Below are 25,257 nucleotides of genomic sequence, written 5' to 3' on the forward strand. Positions count from 1 at the left end.
CCGATCCCTAGAACCGATACAGATTGACGGCGCAGGTATGCAGGACTGCGACGACTCGCACAAACGGACGTTGTACGCGATCAAATGAACAGGTCGCAATGGCAACCTCGTTACCTTTTCTGCCCGAAAAAAATGACTGCAGAGTCATGGGAGATTGATAGCACGTGTCTAGCCGAACCAAACGACGAAACCGTCTCGCAGCGACACTAACCCTTTCGGTTGCCTTGGGATGCACTGGCATCAGTGGATGCACCACCGGTGGTGGCCGAGTCGCATCGAACACGCCGGGAAACAGTGGTTGGATGAGCGCACCGAAGAACGTTGCGACGTCAATCGCAGGCGGCGCGAAATCCGCCGCCACCAAATCTCGTGACACCGTGGTCAGTTGGTTTGGCAAACCCGATTCGATGGACCCCGATGTCCAAGAAGGTGACGCGACCGACCCGACCAGCTTGGCCCATAAGGCTGAGGTGACTTCGGAAGTCTTCGTAGCCAACGGACGGCTGTGGGAATCGTCGAATAATTTTGAAAAGGCGATGGAAAGCTATGCCAAGGCTTTAGAGAAAAACCCTAACGATCCGGCAGCACTGGCGCACATCGCGCGTTTGCACTTCCGTCAAAACAACCACCAAAAGGCGGCGGAGTTTTTTGACAAGGCGATTAAGCAGAACCCGAACGACGCGGGCTTGTACAACGACCTCGGGCTAACGCTTAGCAAGCTCGGCAACCATAGTGCCGCCGCGTCAACGATCGAGCAAGCGTTGAAGCTTTCGCCGGGCTCATCACGCTACGCCAATAACTTGGCCAGTGTCCGATTTGAAGCCGGTGATTCCAGCGGCGCATTTAAAGTCCTCGCTGCAAACAACACGCCAGCAGTCGCGCACTTCAACATGGCTTACTTGCATCACAAACGTGGACAAGGCTCCGAAGCGTCGCGGCATTTGAATCAAGCGCTCACCTATGCCCCACAAGCCGAATCAGATCCGGCGACCAAACGAGCGGTTGAACGGTCCAAGCAACTGCTGGCACAGCTCGAGCGGATGCCCGGAGCAACCAGCCCGGCAAATGGTCCGGCGGCGACCACGCCGGCAACGGCGGTTGCATCGCTGAGCGACCAAGCGACCGGTCCGGCGGCGGCATCACCGGGCGGTTCGGTACGTCCCGTATCGACGAACGGTCAAGCGATCGCGGGGCCAACGTCGATGGGACAAACGGCCAGTAGCGGCGCGGTGAAAGTCGGTCCGGCGTCCTACCGGATGCCAGCGGGGCCGTCGGCATCTCAAGCGTCGTCGCCTCAACAAGCCACCGTAGCGCCGCCGGCCGAGGCGGCGAAGCCTACTTCGGCCGACACCCCTTCGGCATCAGCTAAGCCTGTGACAACGCCATCGGCAAATCCAGCGGCCGTACCGAGCACATCGCCGCAATCCTCACCTGCGGCTCCACCGGAAGGCGGCTTCGCGCTTCCACCGGGATTCCAAATGCCTCAATAAGGCAGGCCGGGCGATTAGAAATCAACGAAGGCAGTCACCTATGTGGCTGCTTTTTTTTGTGCGCGGCCTCAGGTGAACTGTCTTCTTACTGCTGGATAGGCAACTTGAACGTCAGCTCTTTTCCTTCACGTCTGACTTTCACGTCGACATGATCGCCGGCTTGTTTTTCCGTGACGACATAGGTCAACAGATCTTGCTCGCGATCGAAGCGTTTTCGGTCGTAGGAAAGTAGCAGGTCGCCTTCACGAATTCCGACGCGTCGCGCCGTTCCATGTTTGCCGTACTTGCCGACGCGGGTGATCAGCAAGCCATCGTCGTGAGAATCCTCGATCACCATTCCGCCACCGCCGATGCGTCGCAATCCCCATGTGGAGACCCGCCAGGACAGGTCGCCCGCTTTGCGCCATCCGGACGGCAAGTTCATCGTCAGGTTGAGGTTAGCCCCGTCGCGTTGGATCAATAGAGGGACGCTTTGTCCATCGGAATCAAGGTTGTGAAGGACCCATTGGATATCGGCGATCGAGAGCAGCGGTTGACGATCAAAACGTTTGATTTGATCGCCGGATTTTAGGCCGGTAGCAGCGGCGATCGAGTCGGCTTCGACTTCCTTCACCGTCGCCATCTCGTTGGGATCCATGACCAGCCCGATGGATTTGGGATGCGGGTAGGGCCAAAGGACTTTGTCGGGAATCGGTTTGCCTTGGTGCCAATAGTACTCGCGTTGGGCATCGCCGATTTGGTGACAGTGAATGCAGCTCTTGACCACATCGCCTTCGTAGTCGAGTGAATCGGTATAGCGATCCTTTAGCGAAGGGTATTTTTCCGGTGACGCCACTTCCATCGGTTGGCCGCGTTTGCCTTGGAGAGATTTCTCATAGCGATCAAGATCGTGGTGCAAATCGAGCGCCCCCTTCAGCGCCTTTGCGAGCCCGGTCAGTGAGACGTCGCCATACCATTCGGTCCGGTGCGACCGAGTTCCGAAGCGACCATAAATTGTTTTGTCCGCGTTAAGAAAGAACAATGCCCAGGATTGATCGGTGTCATATTGAAAGGTGTCCAGATCCAGCCCGTTGGTGCCGACTTGGCGAACACAGATGAATTGTTCGAGTAGCGGGCGAATGACCGGATCATTATCGACAAGTTCGTCGTCCAGTTTGACACACTCTTCACAAGGAAGGCAGCGGAGAACGACAACGATGGGCTTGCCCGATTTCTTGGCTTTTTCGAGCGCCCCTGGGATATCGTTGTACATCCAAAATCCTTCCGCCTCGACACGCTGTTTGTCGCTCCGAACGGCTTGTTCACGGTCGTTGGCAACGCAAGTTTGGCTGACGAGAGAGGCCAGTAGGAGCGCTGACCAGCAGACCCGCAGGGCGATGTTATGCATAGGTCCTTTTTTGGGGTTGGTGCGGAGGGAGGGCGAGCCATCAAACACTCGTTTGGTGTGCTCATGTTGCACCAGTTTAGCGTGTTAACGATGAAGGGAGTTCGCCAATTTGAACCAATTGAAGGTCACATGGTAGCGCACTCAGGGGTGCCAATGACGAGATGGATCGCCTTGACTGGCGGTGAGAGAGCCTGGCGGAGAGAACGTTGCCGCTCGAAGAGGAATATGCCGCCGGCAAGTGATGCAAGATTGGTCACCTTTGCGAACGTGTAAGCGTCGGCCCAGCGTCGTCAAAGTCCGGCGAAAGGCGGCGTCATCGGTTCACCGGCCGGCAACCATCGTTTTTCGGATAGGGCCTCAGATACACAGGGCAACAGCTTTTCGGGGAAGTTATTTTTAAGACGCTTTGTCTAGCAGAGGTGCCAAATTGTTTTGCATCTCGACCGCGGACAGGTTATCAATAAGGCTTACGACAAGTCATGCCACCAGCCGCCTTCTGTTAACGACGGGAACAACGGGAATGCAACTCTCCGAAGACGAATTTCGCAGCGAGCTCGGTCACTTTCGAGATGAATACCAAAAACTGCGAAATGAAGTCGCCAAACGTATCGTCGGCCAGGAGCCGATCGTTGATGGTGTTTTGACATCGATGATCGCAGGCGGTCACGTGCTACTTGAAGGCGTTCCCGGCTTGGGAAAAACATTATTGGTGCGAACGTTAAGTGAAGTCTTGGAAGCACCGTTTAGCCGGATTCAGTTCACGCCCGACTTAATGCCGGCCGATCTGATCGGGACCAATATTTTAATCGAAGGCGACGACGGTCAGAAAGAGTTTCAGTTTCAGCGCGGACCTTTGTTCGCAAACGTCGTCCTCGCGGACGAAATCAACCGCGCGACGCCTAAGACTCAGTCGGCACTGCTCGAAGCGATGCAGGAACACAGCGTGACGGTCGCCGGCACCTCCCATCAGCTCGAAGGCTTGTTCTTCGTCCTGGCAACACAAAACCCGTTGGAAATGGAAGGGACGTATCCGTTGCCGGAAGCTCAACTAGACCGTTTCCTGATGAAGTTGATGGTGCCATTTCCGACGACCGAAGAAATGGAAACGATCATGGACCGGACGACCGCGGGCGAGATCGCTCCGCCAGACAAAGTGATCGCTGCCGACCGTGTCGTTCGAATGGGGCAACTCGCCCGCCAAATCCCAATCGCTGATGACGTTCGTCGCTACGCGATTTTACTGGTCATGGGAACACATCCCGAACATGAAACCGCAACCCCGATGGTGCGCCAGTTCGTCCGGTACGGCAGCAGCCCGCGTGGAGCTCAAGCGTTGATCTTGTGCGCTAAAATTAAAGCGGTATTAGATGGGCGTTTTCACGTTTGCCGCGATGATTTGCGAGGCGTCGTGCATGCGGTGTTGCGTCACCGCGTGATGTTGAACTTCGAGGGCCAAGCCGAAGGGGTACAAATCGATTCGATCCTTGACGACTTGATCGAAAAGGTTGGTCAAGAAACTGCCGTTTAAGTTTGCCATTCATCTCTATTGATTGAGTTACGATGGCGAACCAAACGTCTACGCCTATCTTTGATTCTGACTTCCTAAAGCAACTGGAATATCTGTCGCTGCTTAGCAAACGGATGTTCCAAGGTCAGCTATTGGCCCAGCGGCGAACGATGCAGACCGGTGGCGGGATCGAGTTCTCCGATCACCGCGAATACATCCACGGTGATGACCTGCGTTATCTCGATTGGAATGTCTACGCACGCCACGGCGATTTGCTACTGAAGCGATTCCAGGAAGAGGAAGACTTACACGTCTACATCTTGCTTGATGTGTCCCAGAGCATGCTGGTCGAAGATCCCAGCGAGGGTGATCAAAAGTCGATTCCAAAGTTCACCTTAGCCCGGCAAATTGCCGCCGCACTGTCATACATCGCGCTCGCCGACTTGGATCGAGTTTCGATTTTTGCCTACGCAGATGGCATGAAGGTGTCGATGCCGCTGGTGCGTGGAAAAGATCAAATCTTGAGCGTGTTGCGATTTCTCGAAAGCTTGCACTGTCATGCCGAACCGACCGATCTGAAACGCACCGTCGGTGAATTTGTTTCCCGTGCGCCACGGACCGGGTTGGCGATCGTCGTTAGCGATTTGTTTGACCAAGCCGGGTTTCGCGAAGGTGTCGACCGTTTGCGTTATGCCCAGTTCGAACCGCATGTGATCCAGATTCACACCGCCGCCGAGGCCTCACCGAGTTTGCTTGGCGATGTCCAATTGGTGGATTGTGAAACGGGAACCGAGCGTAAGGTCACCGTGACCGAGCGAAAGTTGCGTCAATACAAGCAGCTATTTGATGCCTTCGTCGCCGACATCGAACGGTACTGCCGGACGCACGGTCTGGCCCATACGCGAACGACGACTGACGTGCCGTTTGATGCGGTGTTACTGAAAATGATGCGTGCCGCGGCGGTGGGGTAAATCAATGTCACTTGCGTCACCAGACAAACTGTTATGGCTGATGGTCGCTTTGCCGATCATTGGGTTCTACATTCTGAAAACCAGGTTGCGGCGACGTCAGGTTTCGACGTTGCTCTTTTGGGAGCAGGTGTTCGAACAAAAGCGTCAACGGTCGCTTTGGCAAAATCTTCGACACTGGGTGTCGTTGCTCCTGCAGTTGGCATTCGTCGGCTTTCTGGGGTTTGCGTTGGCGGACCCACTTTGGAATTCACAAGCCGATCGTGGACAGGATCTGATTTTGGTGATCGATAACTCGGCCAGCATGGGCGCGATCAATCCCGACACCCAACAAACTCGCCTGGAAGAAGCTCGTTCCAAGGCGTCGGACATGGCTTCGACACTTCGCAACGGCGACAACATTGCGTTGATCACGGCAGGGACAAGTGTGCGGGTGGTCGTTGGGATGTCCGATTTTGCTCCGACAGTGGTCGAAGCGATCGAGCAGATCAAGTTGACCGATGGGCCAACCCAGGTTCGCGACGCCGTCGCGGCGGCCCGCCGCTTGGCGAGTGATCCCGAGCGTCGACGAATCGTCGTTTTCACCGACGGAGGTGTGACCGATCGTGACAGATTGAAAGCAGAGTCGAGCAACGATTCCGACGCAGATCAGGAATCGCGAGTAGCCCAAGATGAGTCAACGACACCCGAAGACGTTGCGTTCGATGGACGACTGGACGCCGACGATGTCCGTCTGATCTCGGTCGGGCAAACGCTTGACAACGTCGCGATCACGACGTTCCAAGTACGTCGCTCGACGGTCGATCCAATCGGGTATTCGCTATTGGTGGAAGTGAAAAATTTCTCGGAAGATCCTGTCGAGAATCGGCTGACGTTGAAACTGAACGATGTCCTGGCGGATGTCATTCCACTGAAACTTCAAGCGGGCGAAAGCTATCGAACACAAATCGACGCGACGTCGCAAGCCGGCGGTGTCTTGACGGGTGAACTAAAAGACGACGACGCCTTATTGATCGACAATGTCGCCCGAGCAATTTTGCCCGAACGCCCTGAGATCCCGGTGCACTTGGTGATCGGCGACGAAAGCCAATCTTATTATCTCAACCGAGTGCTTGAATCGATTCCGTTAGTGCGGATCGTCGATCAATCACAAATCGATCAGGCAAAACTGCACATCTTCGCCGGTGTTGTCCCCGAGGCGATTCCCGATGGGCCCGTGTTGTTCGTTGATATCCCCGCTGACGGTCCGAAGCAGTTCGCCGGTGCAGACGAATCACAGGGGACTCCGGCATGGCGAATCGGTGAAGCGATGGAGAATCCGATCATCGCCAAGCAAGAAACGTCGTCGCCGCTATTGCGTCATGTGCAGTTGCAAAATGTGATCTTGGCCGGCGGCCGTGACATCGCGGTCAACGAACAACTCGGGAACGCAACGACGTTGCTGGAAACCGCGACCGGCGCAACGGTGTGTGTGTCCGTCGAGCGTGAGCAAGGGCGGATTTTGTTGCTCGCGTCCGACTTGGACTCCAGTGATTTGCCGCTCCGGATTGCCTTTCCGGTGTTGATGACCAACGCGATGAATTGGTTCTTCCGCGAGACCGGTGAGATCCGACCGGCACTCGCAACAGGAATCGCAGCGGACGTTCCTTGGGACATCGGTCCGGTCGAAGAGACCACACTTGCCCGAATGATCGGTCCCGCTGGCGACGAGAGCCCGGTGACGGTGAAAGACGGATTCGCCAAACTAGGCGCCCTCTCGCAGACCGGCGTCTATCACCTGACCACCGAATCAAAGAATCAGACGCCTATCGATGGTCAAGAACAACCCACCGAAGCAGAGCTGACTGAAGGCGATCAAGAATCATCGACGTCAGCGAGTGATCTGGAGGCGGGCTCGCTTGGCGAAGCCGTCGCGGTGAATTTGACGGATCCTAACGAGAGCGATCTGCGGGTACCCGAGTTGTCAGATGATGCGAGCGCGCCGCTTCCGCCGGCTAGTCGTTCGCCTTGGTTTTATTTGGTCCTGGCCGCGTGTGGCTTGGTCATCGCCGAATGGGCGCTGTTTCAACGACGCGTCGTCGCCTAGCGGAGGGATCGGTTGCAGTGAAGTGGTCTGAACTAAGCTGGTTGTACCTTTTGATACCGGGTTTGCCGTGGCTGATCTGGTATCACTTTCGGTCACTAAGCGATTTTCCTGCTTGGCAAAAACGACTTTCGTTGGTGCTGCGGATCGCGGTGGTGGCATTGTTGGCGGCGGCGCTCGCCGGTCCCGTGTTGATGCGTGACACGGATCAGCAGATGGTGATCTTTGCCATCGATCGAAGCGAGAGTATCGACAACGCGGCTCGAAAAAAAGCCGATGAGTTCATTGACAAAGCGGTCCAGTCGGCGGCCGATCGTGATGTCGAATTGCGTTTTCTCGAATTCGCTAAACGCCCGGCGAAGCTGCAACAATCGTGGGACGATCTTCAAAAGCAGGTCGACGAATCATCCGAAGCGGGCTCGGAATCCGCTACCGAAGAGGTCGAAGAAACAGAATTAAAATCCGGGTCGGGCGATTCGGATGATCCCCAGTCAAATGAACCCGACGACACTCAACGTGGGACCGATTTGGACGCGGCCGTGCGGACGGCGATCGCATCGATGCCGCCCTCGAGAGTCAGGCGGGTGGTCTTGATCAGTGATGGCAACGCGACCGAAGGCGAGGATCCGATCGCTACCGCGGCCGACGGCGGTGTTCCGATTTGGACGGTGCCGCTACCGAGTCGCAGCGAAGCGGAGGTGCAGCTAACTCGTGTGGAGGCACCGACACAGGTTCGCCAAGGGCAACCGTTTTATGTCGAAGTGGTCGTCAGCAGTAACCGAGATGGCAAAGGGTACATCGATTTGTATCGCGGCGACATTCAAATCGGCGAGGACGACCCCAAGCCAGTGGAAATCAAGAAAGGCGAGAACCGCTTTCGGTTCCGACAAACTGTGCTCGGTAAACGCCAGGAAACCTTTGCGGCTCGGTTGCGTGGTTTTGAAGACACGTTGTTCGACAACAATGAATCCTCGGCGGTTGTCTATGCCGAGGGACGCCCACGGGTGTTGATGATCGATCCCGATGTCGATCAAACCGATTCGCTTCGTTGGGCACTCGATGAACAATCGATCGACGTCGAGGTTCGTCCGCCGCAAGGGGTGCCGACCGACCTGACCGAAATTCAAGGTTATGAGTGCGTGGTGTTGTCGAACGTCCCGGCTACCGCGATGACGATGCGGCAGATGGATTTGATCCGGATTTATGTCAAAGAACTCGGTGGCGGATTGGTCATGCTCGGCGGTGACCAATCGTTTGGCTTGGGCGGCTATTATCGTACGCAGATCGAAGAAATCCTGCCGGTCCGTAGCAACTTTGAAAAAGAACGCGAGAAACCGTCGCTCGCGATGATGCTGGTGATCGACAAAAGTGGCTCGATGGGCGGTCAGAAAATTGAATTGGCGAAGGACGCGGCACGCGGAGCGGTCGAGCTACTTGGACCACGGGATGCGATCGGAGTGATCGCGTTTGACGGTTCGGCCTACACCGTTTCCGAACTGCGATCGACGTCGGATAAAGGCCAGATCATCGATTCGATTAGCACGATCGAAGCGAGCGGGGGTACGAACATGTATCCCGGTATGGTCGACGCCCTGGATGCCCTGCGTGGCGCAACGGCAAAGTTAAAGCATGTGATCTTGATGACCGACGGGGTGTCTTCGCCAGGAGATTTCCAAGGCGCCGCCTCGGAGATGGCTGCCAACAGAATCACGCTTTCGACCGTCGCACTCGGGCAGGGTTCCAGCGAAGCGTTGCTCGAAGAACTCGCTCAGATCGGTGGCGGTCGCTACTACTTTTGCGATTCAGCCGACGCGGTTCCCCAGGTGTTCGCCAAAGAAACGGTCGAGGCGAGTAAGTCCGCGATCAATGAATTGCCGTTTATGGCGCAAACGGTTCGGCCGACCAACGTTTTAGAAGGAATCGACTTGGAGTTATCGCCGTTGTTGTTGGGATATGTGGTCACGCGTCCGAAACCGACGGCCGAGTTTATTTTGGCGAGTGAATCGGGCGATCCACTATTGGCTTGGTGGCGATATGGGCTAGGGATGTCGGTGGCGTTTACCAGCGATGCCAAAAACCGTTGGGCCGGTGAATGGTTGTCGTGGCCCGACTTCGGCCCCTTCTGGGCTCAGGTCATTCGCCATGCGATGCGAAAGCAAGACAACAAAGGCGTCTTTGTCGAGGTTCGTCGTGAAGGCGATCAAACGCATATCTCGCTCGATTCGGTCGACGACAACGGTGCCTTTATCGAAAACGCGACGACGGAGTTGAATTTGATCGATCCACGGCTGGGACGTCAAAAACTTGCCATGCGACAGTCGGCTCCCGGGCGGTTCGAAACGACAATCCCGACCGATCAACGCGGCGATTATCACATCGATTTGGCACAGACACGAACGAGCGGAAAGACCAGTCGGGTGTCGCGTGGGATCACGATCGGTTACAGCGATGAATTGCGTCTACTGCCGACCGACACAACAACGCTGCAGCGAATCGCGACCGTTAGCCAAGGCCAATACGATCCGTCGCCGGAGTCCTTGTTCGAGGCATCTGATCAGACCGCCCGGCAACCATTTCCGTTGTGGCCTTGGTTGTTGATGATTGCGCTCTCGATCTTTGTCGTTGACGTCGCGTTGCGGCGGATTGAGTTGAGTTCCTAGTAATCTCGTCGCGGAAAATTTCGGTGATGCCTTTAAAACCCCGACGGGCGCTACTCCAATAATCCACGTGCGTAGTCCGCGAACTCTCGCATGTCGGTCGGAAGCGGCTGCGAATCGTGAGGGCCAATGACCAACGGTCCGTCGGCTGAATCCGGATGAACGCCGTGGCTGCCGCGAACGAGATTCGCTTGCAGCGGAATCACATCCATCTTGTATCTCATGCCCAGTTTCTTCTGCATCAGGCGACCGGCCATCCGTAGTTTGCTGGTCATGAATAACTCGCAGGGGTCGTAGCCGGGTTTGCGATGGATATCGACCGTACGTGCAAAATCGGGGGCCCGATCGTCGGCAAGCCAGTAGTAATAGGTGAACCAAGCATCGCCATCGGCCAGTGCGACCAATTCACCACTGCGAGGGTGATCGAGTTCCAATTCGTCGGCGTCATAAACTCCGTTGATCCCCGTCGTCGATTCGAGCAATTGGCGGACGTCCGGTAATACCGCCGGATCATTCACGTAAACATGGGCGAGTTGATGATCGGATACGGCAAACGCCTTAGATTCGCCCGGCATCATCATTTCGCCGAATGGCCCGTTGCGGATACCAAGGAAGCCGGCTTCGCGCAAGACGCGATTGATGTGCACGGGACGATCGACCGGGACCAGACCGTATTCGGAAACGACGACCACTTGTGCATCGATGTCTTCGGCGGCCGCTTTAAGCAATCGGACGCATTGGTCGACTTCGGCGACACGTTCGGGATCCTGTTGGGATTGCCGTTGGTAGTCGTAGTCAAGGTGAGGCAAGTAGACGAGGGTGACTTGTGGACGGTTTTGCCGCATCACCGTGGCGGATGCTTCGGCGATCCAGCGACTGGAAGGTAATCCGGCGCCGGGTCCCCAGAAGCTGAAAAATGGAAACGGTCCATGTTTGTTGACGAGGTCGCAACCGGTGTGATCGAGGACATCAAACACTTTATTTCCGTCGCAGCCATAGTGCGGCTTGGGAGTGCAGCTGTACTTTGCCGACGACGATTGATTGAACCACCAAAACATCTTGGCGGTTTCAAAATCATCGTAGAACGTCGGTGCTTCGATCAGTGAGCGCGCTTGTTGCCAGAATCGTATCTCTTGCGTTTCGCGGTAGTACCAACCGTTGGCGACGATACCGTGATCGCGAGGGGGCAGGCCGGTCAGCATCGTTGCTTGGGAAGTGCAAGTGACCGCAGGCAGCGGGCTGGTCCACGGGGCAAAGTTTCCACTGCCATCCGTCAGCGTTGATTCGTCCGGGCGCCCAGCCAAGTCGAACAGGGTTTCTCCGTGACGGAGCAAACGCGGTGTGAGACCGACGACATTGATAATGCAGATTCTTTTCATGATCGCGATGTTTTACACGATTGAAGCAAACAGGCGGTCTTTGCCGAGAACAAACGATGGCGCCGACGATGATTTTGTGTAACAAACACGTAAGGCGCTCGCTAACGGCTCCGAGTGTCGGAATTCGATAACATTACGCCTTCAATTGATCGACACGAAGAATCATTCGCCCACGCGTACTCGAAAGTCACTATGTTATCTCGACGGGCGATCCTCATGACTCACGTTACAACCCGGGAAATTCGATGAAGTTGTCTCGAATCATGCCAAGCGGTTTCAAACCGTTCGGCTTGGTCATCCTCCTTACCATCATAGTTACCCAACTGGCCGGAGCTGCCACAGCCCAAGACGACTCCGACCGATCGACCGCAAACCAAATCGAGTCATCCGCTGTCGAAGTGCCAAGTGCGGAAGTGGCCGCCGACGACACACCTGTCGAACAGCCGCTTCCCCCCCAGCAGCCCGAGGTCGAAGAAGCCGGAGGAGAAGACGCCGTTGAACCGGGGTTGGTCGAATCGGGATTGGACCAAGCCATCGACAAGGCGTTCAAACCGATCGCCGACAGGTGGGGATCGATCGTCTTTTTTACGATTCCAATTCCCGGGCTGGAGAATGTTCCTTTCGTCGTCTTGTTGTTGGTGTTCGGCGCGGCGTTTTTTACCGTCGCTTTCGGATTCGCCAACGTGCGTTTGTTGCCGCTCGCGATCCGCGTCGTTCGCGGCAGATATGACGAGTTAGAAAAGCTCGGAGAAGAGATTCCCAAGCATGTCGATGTTTACGAAGTCGACGGTGATTTGGTCGATACGATCCGCGATGAAGCCGAAGGCGAGGTCTCGCACTTCCAAGCGTTGGCGACGGCGGTTTCCGGAACGGTTGGTTTGGGAAACATCGCCGGTGTTGCCGTGGCAGTCGCGACCGGCGGACCGGGAGCAACGTTTTGGATGATCATCTGCGGCTTGCTGGGCATGTCCAGCAAGTTTGTCGAATGCACCCTCGGGGTCCGTTATCGCGACGTCGAAGAAGACGGCACCGTGCATGGCGGCCCGATGTACTACCTTCGCAAGGGCGTTGCCGATATGGGGCTGACAGGACTAGGCAAAGTCTTGGGAGTTCTGTTTGCCTTGTTTTGCATTGGGGCTTCGTTCGGCGGCGGGAATGCGTTTCAAGCCAACCAAGCCGCCCAGCAGATCAAGACACTTTTCGGTTTGCCTGATACAGGTGCCTCTGGAACATTCATCGGCATTGGGATGGCGATCATGGTTGGCTTCGTGATCATCGGCGGGATCAAACGAATCGCCAGTTGGACGGAGAAGATCGTCCCATTGATGGCCGCGATTTATTGCATCGCGGCATTGATCATTATCGTCATGAACCTCGGCAGTGTGCCCTGGGCGATTAAAGAGATCGTAGCCGGTGCGTTCACACCCGAAGCCGGTGTCGGCGGCGTGATGGGGGTCTTGATTCAGGGGTTCCAGCGGGCCGCGTTTTCGAACGAGGCCGGCACAGGGTCGGCCGCCATCGCCCACTCGGCGGTCAAGACAAAGTACCCCGCATCGGAGGGCGTCGTCGCGCTTCTGGAGCCGTTCATCGATACGGTCGTGATCTGCACGATGACCGCAATTGTGATCGTTCTTTTCAACGGCGGAACATTGTTTCAGTGGGGCGATGTCCAATCCAAAGCGGTCTTGATTGAAGGCGTCCGAGTCGGCGGAGTCGATTTGACCTCGCGTGCCTTTGATAGCGTACTTCCCGGATTCAAGTACATTCTCACGATCGCGATCTTCTTGTTTGCGTTCTCGACGATGATTTCGTGGTCGTACTACGGCCTGCAATCCTGGAAGTACCTGTTCGGCAAAAGCCAAGCGGCAGATCTGTCTTACAAACTGTTGTTTTGCATCGTGATCGTGATCGGGGCAGCGGTATCGTTGGGCTCCGTCATCGATTTTTCCGATGCGATGATCTTTGCAATGGTGTTCCCAAACATGTGCGGGTTGCTATTGCTGTTCCCGCGCGTTCGGGAAGAGTTGCGGCGTTACCTGGACGCCTGCGAAAACGCCGACACGCCGTCATAGGTTGCAATTTTTCGGACCGGATCGCAAAGCGGCAATCCCAGTCGATCTTGGGATTAGCCGCATGGCGTTGGCGACGGGTTGCGGTGCAATGACCACAGCGACCAACGCGCGTCGGCTGGGAAGCTGAGCCCAAGTGATTGGTTGGGGCTAAACGCTAGCGTGTTCGGATCACGTCAGATCAGTAGAGGCTTGTGGCGGTGGCATGTCGCCGGTCACCGTTCGGATGAATTCGCAAAAAATGCTTCAGCCCTGCCGTTCGGTCGGGCGCGAACTTGTCGCCTAAACGGGCGACGGGCTTGCATCCGTGACGTGTTTGAACCAGCCAATAGTCCCTGTGAATTCCGCTTTGCCGCAGACGAACGTCGATTTAATGAGCCATCGTGGTCGCGGGGATGCCCGGGCAGAGCAAAGGGGCGACATGGCTGGCCGCGTGGGCATCAGTGCGGCGATCGCTTGTCACCGCGGGGCATCGCTATTCTTCGGCGGGGGGCGATACCATCCGGTGGAGAATCACCGGAGTGAAGAAAGTGGTCAGGGCCGGGCTCGAACCGGCGACACCGGCCTTTTCAGGGCCGTGCTCTACCAACTGAGCTACCTGACCAGTTGGTTCATTCGAATTTGCGAGGATCGTAGGGTATGATGCCGTGCCTCGTCAATTGGTTCGCGGGCCGTTTTTCTAAACCGCGTGAAGTTATTGTGTCGGCCGAGGCCGATCATGACGCCAGTGTGGTTTGTTTTGGATGCCGATTTTCCCGGAATTCTCAATCCCGGGTCGAACCAATCGCCTGATCTGATCAGACTACCGTAAGCTGTGCAGCTAACGAAAGTGAACGTATTTAAGTCGAAAAAGTTTTGCGACGTTGCCGTCGGGAGGCATTTGAAAAAACGATGACGACGATTGTTGGGGAACAACAACAGGCGACCGATGCCCGCGAGCGTGTTCAGCAGGAGCGGCTCAGCGAGCGCGAGAGGTTGAAGGTCAGTCGATTCGATTCGGTGACCTCGCTGTTTCTTGCGCTGATTCTTTTTCTCGGCGCGTTCGTTTCGATGATGTTTATCGTCTGGTTGCTTAGCGGGGAACCGAAAGTCAAACCGATCGAACCGATCATCGAAAACCCACCCGGGCGGGGAGAGAACCCCGAAGGTTTCGAGCGAGATTTCGAGCCACCGGGGGCAGAAGAGGTCGAAGACCTGCAAGAGCCGACCTTGGCCGACACGATCGAAGCGGTCACCGACGCGGTCAGTAGCGTCGCCGCATCGTTGACCACGTCGAACACCAACGCGACCGCTTCGACCCAGGGAACCGGCAAGGGCGATAGCCGTCCGCCGGGACCGCTCGGCGAAGGCGACGACATCATCGGCCGCTGGGAGCGATGGGAACTGACGTTTAACGCCAAAGGCAAGAAAGACTACGCACGGCAACTCGACCACTACAAAATCCAACTCGCCGCTTTCGGTGGCGGTGGTCCCAACGTGATCGAAATGGCATCGAACCTTTCCGGATCACCGAAAAAATCAGTCAACCAAGATCCCAAGAGCGAGGAACGGTTGTACTTTTCATGGAAACTGTCCAACCCGTTGATGCAGTTTGACCAGCAGTTGCTCGCCGCCGCCGGGATCGCCTACTCCGGACGAAACGTGATCCGTTTCATCCCCAAGGACTTAGAGAATCAATTGGCCCAGATGGAAAAAGAGTATTGCGAGCGAAAGGGTAAAAAGTTTCCCCATGACATTGCCAAGACCATTTTCGAAAGCAATCCCGACGGCAACGGGTTTTCCTTTAGCATCGTCAGCCAACGTTATCGAGTCGGACGTTAGTGACTCGTCGAACACAATCTTTTCACCACACAACCTACTCACGTTTACCTCAGGAAGCCGACTTCAATGATCGCTGAGATCTCTCTGTTTAGCATCATCGCCAACGGGACTTATTTTGCACTCGCTGCGGTGGCACTTTGGGGCCTGTACTGCATCGTCGTGGTCTGGAATCGCGTCGGTCAAAAACGTTTCAAGACCGAAGAAGAGCAAGATATCTTCCTTGACGACATCGAGCAGTTGCTGGCCAAAGGCGACTTCGAAGCGGCCTTGGAGTACTGCGAAGGCGACACCCGCGCGGTCCCGCAAATGATTGAGCTGGCCGTCAATCATCGTCAGCTCGGCTACAAGCGTGCTCGCCGCGCGATGATGGATCGTTTTCAACGCGACGTGCTGAGCGATCTGGAGTACCGGTTAAGCTGGATCAGCACGGTGATCAAGAGCGCTCCGATGATCGGCCTCTTTGGAACGGTTTTCGGAATGATGGGGGCGTTCCAAACGTTGGCAACCGCGACATCGGTCGAGCCGAGTAAGTTGGCCGGTGACATCCAGTTGGCACTGATCACGACCGCCAGTGGATTGGCGATCGCGATTCCGCTGATGCTGTTGGTCGCCAACTTGAACATCAAAATCGCAAAGATGGAAGACTTGGTCGGTTCCGGGCTCGCACGGTTCTTTGAAGCTTTCAAGACCGGGTTGGCTCGCACCGGAGGACAGGTGTAAGCGATGGCCGATGATTTGATCGATGACGATGGTGATGATGACTTCGCGATGCCGCGTAAAAATCGCGACAGCGAAGAGATGGACATCACCCCGATGATCGACATCACGTTCTTGTTGCTGATCTTTTTCGTCGTTTGTAGCAAGATGGACCCCACGCAAATGGGTGACATCCCCGAGGCTGCCAACGGGGTCGCAATCAGCGCCAAGGATTCAGCGGTCGTGTTCATCGAGTCCGCCGGTAAAGACAAAGTGGTCGTCAAACGAGTCAACGGAACCGAGTTCAGTGACGACGAAGAGTTGCAGACCGCAGAACTGGTCGAGTACGTCACCGAAGAACTCAAAAGCACCGTGGGACGCGAAAAGAACCATGTGATGATCATGGGTGACGCCGAGGTCAAAGTCGGTGAAGTCACACGGATTCAAAAGATCATTGGTGATGCGTTCGAGGATATCTCGTCGACTTACATCGCCGTGAAGGAATTGTGATTCGGCAGCGATACGCTGCTCGAGTTTCACGCCGGGTAGCCGCGGCGGTCGGCAGGCCCACGGGCAATCGCTCGTCAAAGAACCGATGGTCTGTCAACTTACTTGAATTATCGGCCTCAAAACTTTTCTAACCTATGTCGATCCCTGTCACCTGCCCACAGTGTGGAGCCATCAACAAGGTCAACGATTCGTTGGCCGGTCGACGCGTGCGCTGTCCCGAATGTGATACGGCAGTTCACGTGCCCGAAAGCGATGTGATGTCCGGCGATGACATGCCGCCGCCACTGCCCGGAGCGGAGTTGCCCGGAGCAGAAGTGGTCGACGCCGAACTTGTCGACGATGGCGAAGTGCTCGAAGCGGTTGCGGTTTCCGATGAAGAACCGGTCGCCGTCGGCGCCGCCAAGATGACCACGGCCGAGGTTGCGTCGGGCAGGGTCGAGCCCACACCTTCGCCGATCCAATCGATCCCCGTGACCGACGCATCGGTCGCCCAAGCGGACTTGGATGAAGACGACGACGAGCAAGTCTTTAAACGCGAACCTCGCGACGAAGAAGAACTGGACATGACCCCAATGGTGGACGTCACGTTCTTACTGTTGATCTTCTTTATGGTCACCGCTGCGTTCAGTTTGCAAAAGTCGATTCAAATGCCTCGGCAGCAGACCGACGCGCCGAGTACGACGGTGGTTGAACAAGAGGATGAAGACCTAACGCCGATCGAATTGCAGGTCGACGAATTTGGCTCGTTCCTGGTGCTCGCGGCGGACTGGCAAGAGGAAACGCCAGGAAAACAAAACCTGATCACGACGCTCAAACGCGCCAACACCGGCGGTCCGATGCGACTTGTGATCAAAGTCCATGAGATGTGTAAGCTTCAATACTTGGTCGACGCGATGGATGCCGGAACCATCGCCGGGTTCACCGAAACCCAAGTCACCCAAGTGGAAGAATTCGACTGATCGGGTCGCCGGTCTTTTGTTGACGTGCATCCTCCCGATCACGCTTCCTCACACTTTGTTCCGAAACATACTTTTCGCTTTTCTCTTTACGAACAACGATGCTTGCTAACGAACTGATCGATCAACTGGAACGACGCGGTTTGCTCGATCAAGAAATCATTGACGCGCTGCGTGAACAGTTGAAGTCCGGCGGGGCCAACGTGACTCCCGAAGCCGTCGCGAAACTCTTGGTCGATAACGGTCAACTGACTCGGTTCCAAGCAACAAAGTTGATCGGGGAACTGCGAAGCGACGACTACCCGGATGAATCGGCGGTTGCCGCCGAAGTGGTCGAAGACGACTTGATCGAAGGCATTGACGCGGTCGAGGCGACGCCTGTCGATGCCTTCGAAGTCGAAGCGGAACCGATCGAGGTCTTTGCCGAGCCGGTCGCCGAAGCGATTTCCGTCGACGACATGTCGACGTCCACCCCTTCGGCCAGAAGCAGTGGGGATGTGCTCGGGGGCGAGTTCCCCGAGGAGAAATCGTCGGCCCGCGTTCGTAAGTCGGTGCCGGAGAAAAACCAGTGGGACTCGTTTAAGGTCTATGGCTTCTTAGGCATCATCGGTTTCCTAATCATTGTCGGTGGTGCCCTGTTCTTCTTGCTGCAGCGTGGCAGTGCCGACGATCGGATCAAGATCGCCAACGAATTGTACGACAACCAAAATTACACCGCCGCCCAAGACAGCTACGTCGATTTTTTGGATGCCTTCGGTGATGGCAACGAATACAGTTCTTTGGCCCGAACCCGCATCGTCATGACGCGGCTTTATCGTGCCGAGGGTAACTCCGATCCGACCTTCGCGACCCAGTTGGCGAAAGAGGTCTTGCCACCGATCGAAGCCGAAGAAGGGCTTAACGAAGAACGTGGCAATCTGGCCGCTCTGCTGGTGAAAGTCGCCGAAAATATTGCCGCCGAAGCGAGCGATAAACAGGAAACAGGTGAGAAACGTTCGCTGCTCGAAGCCCTCGATCGGCAGATGGAGCTGACCGAAAATCCGAACTACATGACCGGCGTCCTGCGCACGACGTTGTCGGGGCGTTTAAAGGCGATCAGCGAAGAACGTGAACGCGTCGTCCGCGACATCACTCGCAACGAGCAACTCGACGCCGCGGTCGCGGAGATGACTCAGTTGCTCGGTCAAAAGAAAACGAAAGAGGCTTATGACGTTCGTTTTGAATTACTGCGGGCGTTTCCTGAACTTTCCGACAACGAACGCCTGACTAAATTGATTCGTCAGGCGAGCGACATCCAACAAGGTTTGGTCGAAACAAGTGCGAAGCTTCCTGAATTGATCGACCCGGAACCCGAATCAAAGATCAAGCCGATCGTACTGACCGCCCGATCGGGCGATCGGGCTCCCGATCTGCGAGACGAAGTGATCTTCTTTCGTGCCAAAGGAAGTGTCTTGGCATTCAACGGTGAAGACGGAACGCTGTTGTGGCGTCGCTATGTCGGCGATTCACTCGCCCACCGCCCGGCACGATTGGACGAAGGCGAAGCGGTCTTGCTGAGCGAATCGGCGGCACTCGCGATCAATCGCTGTGACGGCCGCAACGGCAAAGTCGATTGGCGGTTGCAGATTGGTGAGTCATTTAATCAGCCGGTGGTCAACCGTGATGACATCTATGTGTCGGCGAAAAGCGGACGACTACTATCGATCGACGCGACGACGGGCGATGCCAAATGGGCCCAGTCGATCCCGCAAACGCTGGAAACCGGTCCCGGAATCGACAGTCGTCATTCGGTCTTGTATCAGCCGGGTGACCACAGCAACTTGTATCTACTTTCAAGTAACAACGGCGAAAGCATCGAGAGTTACTATTTAGGACACAGTCAGGGAACGATTGTCGTTCCGCCGCAGCCGTTGCTCGGTCACCTGTTTGTCGTCGAAAACAAAGGATCCGATTACTGCTTGGTTCATGTCCTTAGCGTCGACGAAACAGGTCGTTCGATCGGCAAGGCTCAAGACCCGTTTCGGCTGCGTGGTAACGTTCTGGTACCACCGGTCGTCGCCCAACAGCGGCGGATGGTCGTGCTGACCGACTTGGGTGAAATCGCCGTGTTCGACGTCGAGCCAAGCATCGAAACCGATAAAGTCTCGATCGTCGCCAAGCTGCCCGCATCGTTCAGCCAACCGACGCTGACTCAAATGGCGGTCGGACGCAGTCAAATGTGGACGACCGGTGACCGCATCGGTCGCTATGAATTGCAAGTCAACCGTGGTCGTGTGATCTCGGACTGGACGAAGGATTCGGGAGACAAGTTCTTCGGCGAACCACTGATCATCGGCGACGCACTCGTCCACGCGCGTCAGCTTCGCGGGACATCCGGCGTACGTGTCTCGGCCGTCGACCCGAAAACGGGGGAAGAGTTTTGGCGAAATGATATCGGCGCCCCGGTCGCGATGCTCCGGCGAGTCGATGCCGGCGTTCATGCGATGACGACCCAAGCCGCGTTGTTTGAACTTGATCGAGACGCGATCGGAAGCGGTGCGACTCGAAACCCGATCGAGAACGTGGGCGGCTCGGGCGTGATCATGCGGTTCGAAAACCCGTTGCCGATCGACGAACAACGCAGCGTGCTATTAAACAAGGCCTCCAGTGACGGCGGTAAACGGGTGATCGTTTATGATCCCGCGCGTCCGAACGAGAAAATTCGCCTGGTCAGTTTGAACCTGCTCTCCGGCCAACCCGTCGGGACGGGAATTGCCGTGAACAAAGGCGTGTTCTTAACGCTTGATAACGGCCGTGCGGTCTACATGGATTACTTAACCGGCTCACAAATCGGTAGCCCATTCCAGCCCGTTAGCGCTCCCGGTGACCAAGTGGCCTGGACCAACTGTATTGCACTGAAAGACGATCCGACGCAAATCGTCGTCGCCGATAGCCGCAAAGGCATGTACCGTTTGCGTGTCGGCGATCGCATTTCGGAATTGACCAAAGTTCAATTGGCAAGTGAGCCACTGGGAACGATCGCGGGAATCAACGGCAGTGTGATTTTGGCGATTGCCGGACCGGCATCGGATATCATTCAGGGTCGAGACATCGTCTCGCTCAAAGAGAAGTTTCAACTTTCACTCGAAGGACGCGTGATCTGGGGCCCCGTCGCCGCCGGTGATCAAGCCATTGTGTTGACCGACGATCAAACGTTGCACGGTATTTCTATCGACGGAAAGCCAACGTTTAGTGTGTCGGTTCCCAAAGGAATTCCTGTCGGCGATCCGCTCGTCCAGGATGGCCAATTGATCGTCGCCGCCGATTCAGGTTGGGTGGCCGCGATCGATCAAGCGTCCGGTCAGTTGCAAGGGATCACCGATTTGCGGCAACCGTTCTCGGCAACCCCGTTGGCGCTCGGCCAACGTTTGCTGGTGCCAGGTGCCGAAGGTGTGGTTTATGTAATTGACGTTCCCAACGGGGGAGTCAATTGATGATTGGTGTTCAGAAAAATTGGCGTTTGTCGTTGCTCGTCGTGAGCTTGCTTGTCGCTTGCACCGCCGTGCCCGCGACGGCGCAACTGCTAACGTATGCCGAATCCGGGACGCCGGAAGATCCCGGACTGGGGCTGTTGCAAGAAGACCCGCACGACATCGTTTATTTCACCAACGGTTCGGGTGGCGGTTGGGCAAAGGTGCGGCTACTGGCCTTTCGCGAAATGCCTTCGGCGGCCGCACGCAAAGGAACACTGAAGTTTCAGATTCTGGGAATCGAAACGGATGAGTTCGTTGCAAAATGGACCGACGTCGAGCGAATCGATTTTTGGGAAACACGCCTAGAACGCGAAGTCGCAGAACGGATCGCACGAGAAGACTTTGTCGGTGCATATCCGTTTTTATCGGTGCTGATTCGTGATTACCCGCGGCGACCGGGATTGAAGGAACTGCGTTGCGATTTTCTGTGGCGGAACGCGATCCAACGAGCACGAACGGATCAGCGAGCCGAATCGCTCGCGATGCTCGAAGAATTGCATCGATACGATTCACGCTTCAAGCAATCCAACGTGCTCAAGGCAATCAGTGGAATCACCGATGGCTTGATGCAAGCGATGGTTGATGAAAGCGAGCTTGATGGTGCACAGCAGTTGCTCGCCCGTTTGAAAGATGACTACGGTGATTTTGATCTGACCGCGATTACGAAATGGGACGATCAGTTCCTCAAAATGGCGCTCGAAAAACGTAGCGAAGCGATCGCCGCCGTCCGAGCAAAAGATTACCGTTCGGCAAGAAAGCTGGCGCGAGAGAGTTTGTACCTCAAACCAGACATCGAAAACGGCCAAGAGCTTGTCAAAAAGATCGACGAGATCTATCCGCTGATTACCGTCGGTGTGCTGCAGGCCGCTCGAAAGTACGATCCCGTTCGAATGGATAATTGGGCGGCCCGTCGGGCAGGGCGATTGCTGTACCGCAACCTGTTCGAGATCCAAGGAGCCGCGCCCGAGGGTGGCGAGTACGACTTCTTATTCGGAACCGCACGCACCAACCCGGACCGGACGGAACTCGAACTGGTACTCGATACGAATAAGCTTGCTTCACCGTTAAACAAAATCGAGATCGACGTCTTGGCGGATCACTTGACCAAGCGAGCCCTGCCGGAATCAGAAACGTATTTTTCGCCGTGGGCGGCGGCCGTGACGGGGATCGGAATCGAGAGTCCCGAACGTGCTAAATGTGTGCTCCGTCGGCCGCATGTCTTGCCAACATGTTTGTTGCAACTGAACGTCGATGCCAGTTGGTTCGGCGGCGAAAAAGGTGGGCCGACCGGCGACTACTTTGTCGACTCGGTAGACGAAAAAGAAACACGTTTCATGCTGACCGAAGCAGCACGACGGGCCAACAGCGATGACAGTAAGCCTCGTGAAATTGTCGAAGTACGCTGTGAGTCGGGAAGTGATGCGGTATCCAAATTGCTTTCCGGAGAAGTCGACGTTCTCGATCAGCTGTTCCCCGCCGATGCGCTGGCACTTAAACAACGCCGGGAAATCAAAGTCGTCGAGTACCCGTTGCCGACGATCCACATGCTGATCCCCTGTTCGGATCACGAATTCATTACCGACAAAAACTTTCGACGGGCACTACTGTACGGGATCAATCGTGACGACATCCTCAACGGCGAACTGCTGGAAAACAAACGCTTTGATGGTTGCCGCGTTTTAAGCGGACCGTTTCCGGCAGGGCTCAGTCAGGAGGACCCACTGGGATACGCCTACGACGCATCGATCCTGCCGCGACCGTTCGAACCGAGTTTGGCAAAGCTACTCGTCGAACTGAGCAAGAACCTCAAGAATGCCGAAGCGGAACGCAAGAAAGAGCCACCACCGAAGCTCCGCAAAATTCGTCTCGCCTTTCCGGCTGATAACTTGTCTCGGGTTGCATGCGAAGCGATCAAAAGCCAGTGGCAGTTGATCGGCTTGGAAGTCGAATTGGTGCAGCTTCCGATCGGCGAAACGTATCCGGAACCGGACACGGCAGACTTAGTGTATGTTTCTGCGGCGATTTGGGAGCCGATCATCGATGCACGACGGTTACTCGGTCCCAACGGGTTGGCCAAGAGCGAAGATCAGTTGGTCGGCCTAGGTCTTCGCCGACTTGAGGAAGCACTGAATTGGAAAGAAGTACGCGATCGCTTGCTGGACTTACACGCGATCTCGCACCATGAGCTTCCGGTTCTTCCGCTTTGGCAAATGGTGGAATCGTTTGCCTACCGTAGGTCACTTTCCGGCATGGGAAATCGAATCGTGTCGCTGTATCAGAACGCCGATAATTGGAGGCTGGACCATTGATTCGATACCGTTCCGCCATCCACTGGGTTGCTTTCGTCGCGGGATTGATCGTGTCGTTCCACGTTGCAGCGTTAACGCTGTGTTCGACGGCGATCGCCCAGGACGCACCCGCCGCCGAATCGGCAGCAGATGAGTTTGAATTTTTCGAGGAAGAACTACCTTGGGATTACAAACCGTATAAGGTGCTGATCTGGATCGCTTCTCGCGACACGCGATATGACGTCGATCAGTTACGAGAGCCATTGCTTGAGTATCTTGATCGTGATTTCTTCTCGATTTGGCAAACCGACGTTGCTCTTGCGCCGACTTCCGTAGCGACCGCGGCGTTCCGGTCGATGGACACGATGACTTACGATACGATCGCCTCATCCGATCCGGTCATCGCGGTCAAACGAACGCACGACGATGCCGTTCGGATCCAGTCGGTGATCAGTCTTCCTAGTTACGTGTCTTCGATCCTTGCGACCGAAGGTTTGGTCAAGCAAATCAAGCATCGCGCCGCTGCCGGTGGGGACCCAACCTTCGGTGGTGCCGATCAGTTATTTAAAGCAAACGAGAACGATCCGGCGCAGTTGATCGAACGTTGGGCGGATCCGCAAACCGAAGCGGTATTGGTCAGTCGTGGCCGTGCCTCGCTGCTGGAAAACCCGAAAGCCAAACTACTGACACTGCCGATCGATGACTTGATTTCTAAGGCAGTCGATACGTACGACAAGATTTTCATCGTTCGTGTCACCGATGAAGCGGGTGTCAGTGAAGTGTCCGCCGTCGAAATGGAAACATTGATGCAGGCCTTTGGTCCGGTCGCGACGTCGTCGTTTTTGTCATCCGTTGACCTTCCAGCCGTCATCGCACATACGGTCACCGAATCGTTTTCTCCGATGGTTCGTATCGACGACGCCGGGACGAAATCAGCCACGGGAATGATTCGCGCCTCGCGTTTAATCTCCGACAGTGACTCACCGGCGAACGTTTCCGTTGGCGATGTCTTACAACCGATGATTCGCAAGAATGATCGAAACGGCAAGCCAATCGCGATCGGTAAGATCGAGTGGGCATACCTATTGGCAACCGAACGTGATGGTCCGAATGTCAAAATGGATTTCTATTCGGGAATGGCGGGTGGACTGTCCGGGCGTGCGAACAGCCGGACGTTTAAGATGGCGCGACTGCTTAAGCCCAAGTTGCCTGACACGACGCTGCGGCTACATGCCAAGGGTGATCCGGATCTTCCGTTGATCGGTTACGAGCTTTATCAACGAGAGTTGCAGGGAAAATCGATGACGTTCGTCGGTCGAACAGATTGGAACGGTCGATTGGTGATCCCGCAAAGCGAAGACCCGCTGCGTTTGTTGTATGTGAAAAACGGCGGCGCCGTGCTGGCGCGACTCCCCGTCGTTCCCGGCAATACGCCTCTCGAAGTCGCCGACCTGACCGGTGATGACATCCGTCTGCAGGCGGAAGCGTATATTCGTGGTGTCCAGAACGCAATCATTGACTTGGTCGCGATTCGGAAGCTGCTCGCGGCGCGAATCAGGATGCGTCTGCGGCGAGGCGAAATTGAACAAGCCGAGGAGATGTTGAACACGCTGCGTGATCGCCCGACCAACGAAGAACTCGCCAACGATATGGGCCGCAAGCAAGGTTTGTATCTGAAAGAGATTGGGAATCGAAACGCCAATCAGCGTCGCAAGGTCGACTTGATGTTCAAGGAAACACGCGAGATGTTGGGCAAGCAAATCAATCCAACGATCATTCGAGAATTGGAGTTGGACCTTGAGACGGCACGTGCGAACGGAGGCAAGCTGCCACCGGAAGAGGACGCGGAAGAACCCGCCGGCAGCTAATGCGATGGTCCGGCTGATCCGATGATCGAATGGGAACGCTGCGTTCCGCGCCGATTTACAACCGAT

Annotated in this window: 15 protein-coding genes and 1 tRNA gene; 13 read left to right on the forward strand and 3 right to left on the reverse strand. The window is 55.8% G+C overall.

Annotated elements, in window-relative coordinates:
- The first annotated feature begins 164 nt into the window (after nucleotides 1-164).
- Nucleotides 165-1,490 (forward strand): tetratricopeptide repeat protein, encoded by a 1,326-nt coding sequence (locus FYC48_RS04610; RefSeq protein WP_235034063.1) that lies wholly within the window; start codon nucleotides 165-167, stop codon nucleotides 1,488-1,490.
- Nucleotides 1,491-1,575: 85 nt separating this feature from the next.
- Here the strand turns inward: FYC48_RS04610 and FYC48_RS04615 are convergent, their stop codons facing one another.
- Nucleotides 1,576-2,877 carry a Trx7/PDZ domain-containing (seleno)protein gene (locus FYC48_RS04615; RefSeq protein ID WP_149495437.1) on the reverse strand — a complete coding sequence of 434 codons (1,302 nt, stop codon included), beginning with the start codon at nucleotides 2,875-2,877 and terminating at the stop codon, nucleotides 1,576-1,578.
- Nucleotides 2,878-3,397: 520 nt separating this feature from the next.
- Between FYC48_RS04615 and FYC48_RS04620 the strand changes: the two genes are divergently transcribed.
- From FYC48_RS04620 to FYC48_RS04635, 4 genes are read left to right on the forward strand one after another with little or no spacing between them, the layout of a single operon-like run.
- Entirely contained in the window at nucleotides 3,398-4,405 is a 1,008-nt protein-coding gene (locus tag FYC48_RS04620) for an AAA family ATPase (RefSeq protein ID WP_149495438.1), read from the forward strand.
- 32 nt (nucleotides 4,406-4,437) lie between these two features.
- Entirely contained in the window at nucleotides 4,438-5,355 is a 918-nt protein-coding gene (locus tag FYC48_RS04625; protein ID WP_149495439.1) for a DUF58 domain-containing protein, read from the forward strand.
- A gap of 4 nt (nucleotides 5,356-5,359) precedes the next feature.
- On the forward strand, nucleotides 5,360-7,438 hold the full coding sequence (locus FYC48_RS04630; RefSeq protein ID WP_149495440.1) for a vWA domain-containing protein: 2,079 nt from the start codon (nucleotides 5,360-5,362) through the stop codon (nucleotides 7,436-7,438).
- Between the two features lie 17 nt (nucleotides 7,439-7,455).
- Nucleotides 7,456-10,095: a VWA domain-containing protein gene (locus FYC48_RS04635; RefSeq protein ID WP_235034064.1), complete on the forward strand. Its 2,640-nt coding sequence runs from the start codon at nucleotides 7,456-7,458 to the stop codon at nucleotides 10,093-10,095.
- 50 nt (nucleotides 10,096-10,145) lie between these two features.
- On the opposite strand, the gene FYC48_RS04640 is transcribed toward FYC48_RS04635, so the two are convergent.
- Entirely contained in the window at nucleotides 10,146-11,471 is a 1,326-nt protein-coding gene (locus tag FYC48_RS04640; RefSeq protein WP_149495442.1) for an alkaline phosphatase family protein, read from the reverse strand.
- Between the two features lie 245 nt (nucleotides 11,472-11,716).
- Between FYC48_RS04640 and FYC48_RS04645 the strand changes: the two genes are divergently transcribed.
- Nucleotides 11,717-13,543, forward strand: coding sequence for an alanine/glycine:cation symporter family protein (locus FYC48_RS04645; protein WP_235034065.1), 1,827 nt, complete (start codon nucleotides 11,717-11,719; stop codon nucleotides 13,541-13,543).
- A 528-nt stretch (nucleotides 13,544-14,071) separates the two neighbouring features.
- Here FYC48_RS04645 and FYC48_RS04650 read toward each other — a convergent pair.
- Nucleotides 14,072-14,144 (reverse strand) — tRNA-Phe (locus tag FYC48_RS04650).
- Nucleotides 14,145-14,431: 287 nt separating this feature from the next.
- Here FYC48_RS04650 and FYC48_RS04655 point away from each other — a divergent pair.
- The 7 genes from FYC48_RS04655 to FYC48_RS04685 all read left to right on the forward strand — a co-directional run bounded on the left by FYC48_RS04655 (nucleotide 14,432) and on the right by FYC48_RS04685 (nucleotide 25,191).
- Nucleotides 14,432-15,361 carry a hypothetical protein gene (locus FYC48_RS04655; protein WP_149495443.1) on the forward strand — a complete coding sequence of 310 codons (930 nt, stop codon included), beginning with the start codon at nucleotides 14,432-14,434 and terminating at the stop codon, nucleotides 15,359-15,361.
- 66 nt (nucleotides 15,362-15,427) lie between these two features.
- Nucleotides 15,428-16,081 (forward strand): MotA/TolQ/ExbB proton channel family protein, encoded by a 654-nt coding sequence (locus tag FYC48_RS04660; protein WP_149495444.1) that lies wholly within the window; start codon nucleotides 15,428-15,430, stop codon nucleotides 16,079-16,081.
- Between the two features lie 3 nt (nucleotides 16,082-16,084).
- Nucleotides 16,085-16,567, forward strand: coding sequence for an ExbD/TolR family protein (locus tag FYC48_RS04665; protein WP_149495445.1), 483 nt, complete (start codon nucleotides 16,085-16,087; stop codon nucleotides 16,565-16,567).
- A 134-nt stretch (nucleotides 16,568-16,701) separates the two neighbouring features.
- Nucleotides 16,702-17,526 carry a biopolymer transporter ExbD gene (locus FYC48_RS04670; protein WP_149495446.1) on the forward strand — a complete coding sequence of 275 codons (825 nt, stop codon included), beginning with the start codon at nucleotides 16,702-16,704 and terminating at the stop codon, nucleotides 17,524-17,526.
- A 98-nt stretch (nucleotides 17,527-17,624) separates the two neighbouring features.
- Nucleotides 17,625-20,996 carry an outer membrane protein assembly factor BamB family protein gene (locus tag FYC48_RS04675; RefSeq protein WP_149495447.1) on the forward strand — a complete coding sequence of 1,124 codons (3,372 nt, stop codon included), beginning with the start codon at nucleotides 17,625-17,627 and terminating at the stop codon, nucleotides 20,994-20,996.
- Nucleotides 20,996-23,344 carry an ABC transporter substrate-binding protein gene (locus FYC48_RS04680; RefSeq protein ID WP_149495448.1) on the forward strand — a complete coding sequence of 783 codons (2,349 nt, stop codon included), beginning with the start codon at nucleotides 20,996-20,998 and terminating at the stop codon, nucleotides 23,342-23,344. Before FYC48_RS04675 ends, FYC48_RS04680 begins: the two co-directional genes overlap by 1 nt.
- Before the next feature lie 50 nt (nucleotides 23,345-23,394).
- Nucleotides 23,395-25,191, forward strand: a complete 1,797-nt coding sequence (locus FYC48_RS04685; protein WP_235034066.1) for a hypothetical protein — start codon at nucleotides 23,395-23,397, stop codon at nucleotides 25,189-25,191.
- Nucleotides 25,192-25,257 lie beyond the last annotated feature (66 nt).

The organism is Roseiconus lacunae, from assembly GCF_008312935.1.
Taxonomy (GTDB): Bacteria; Planctomycetota; Planctomycetia; order Pirellulales; family Pirellulaceae; genus Stieleria; species Stieleria lacunae.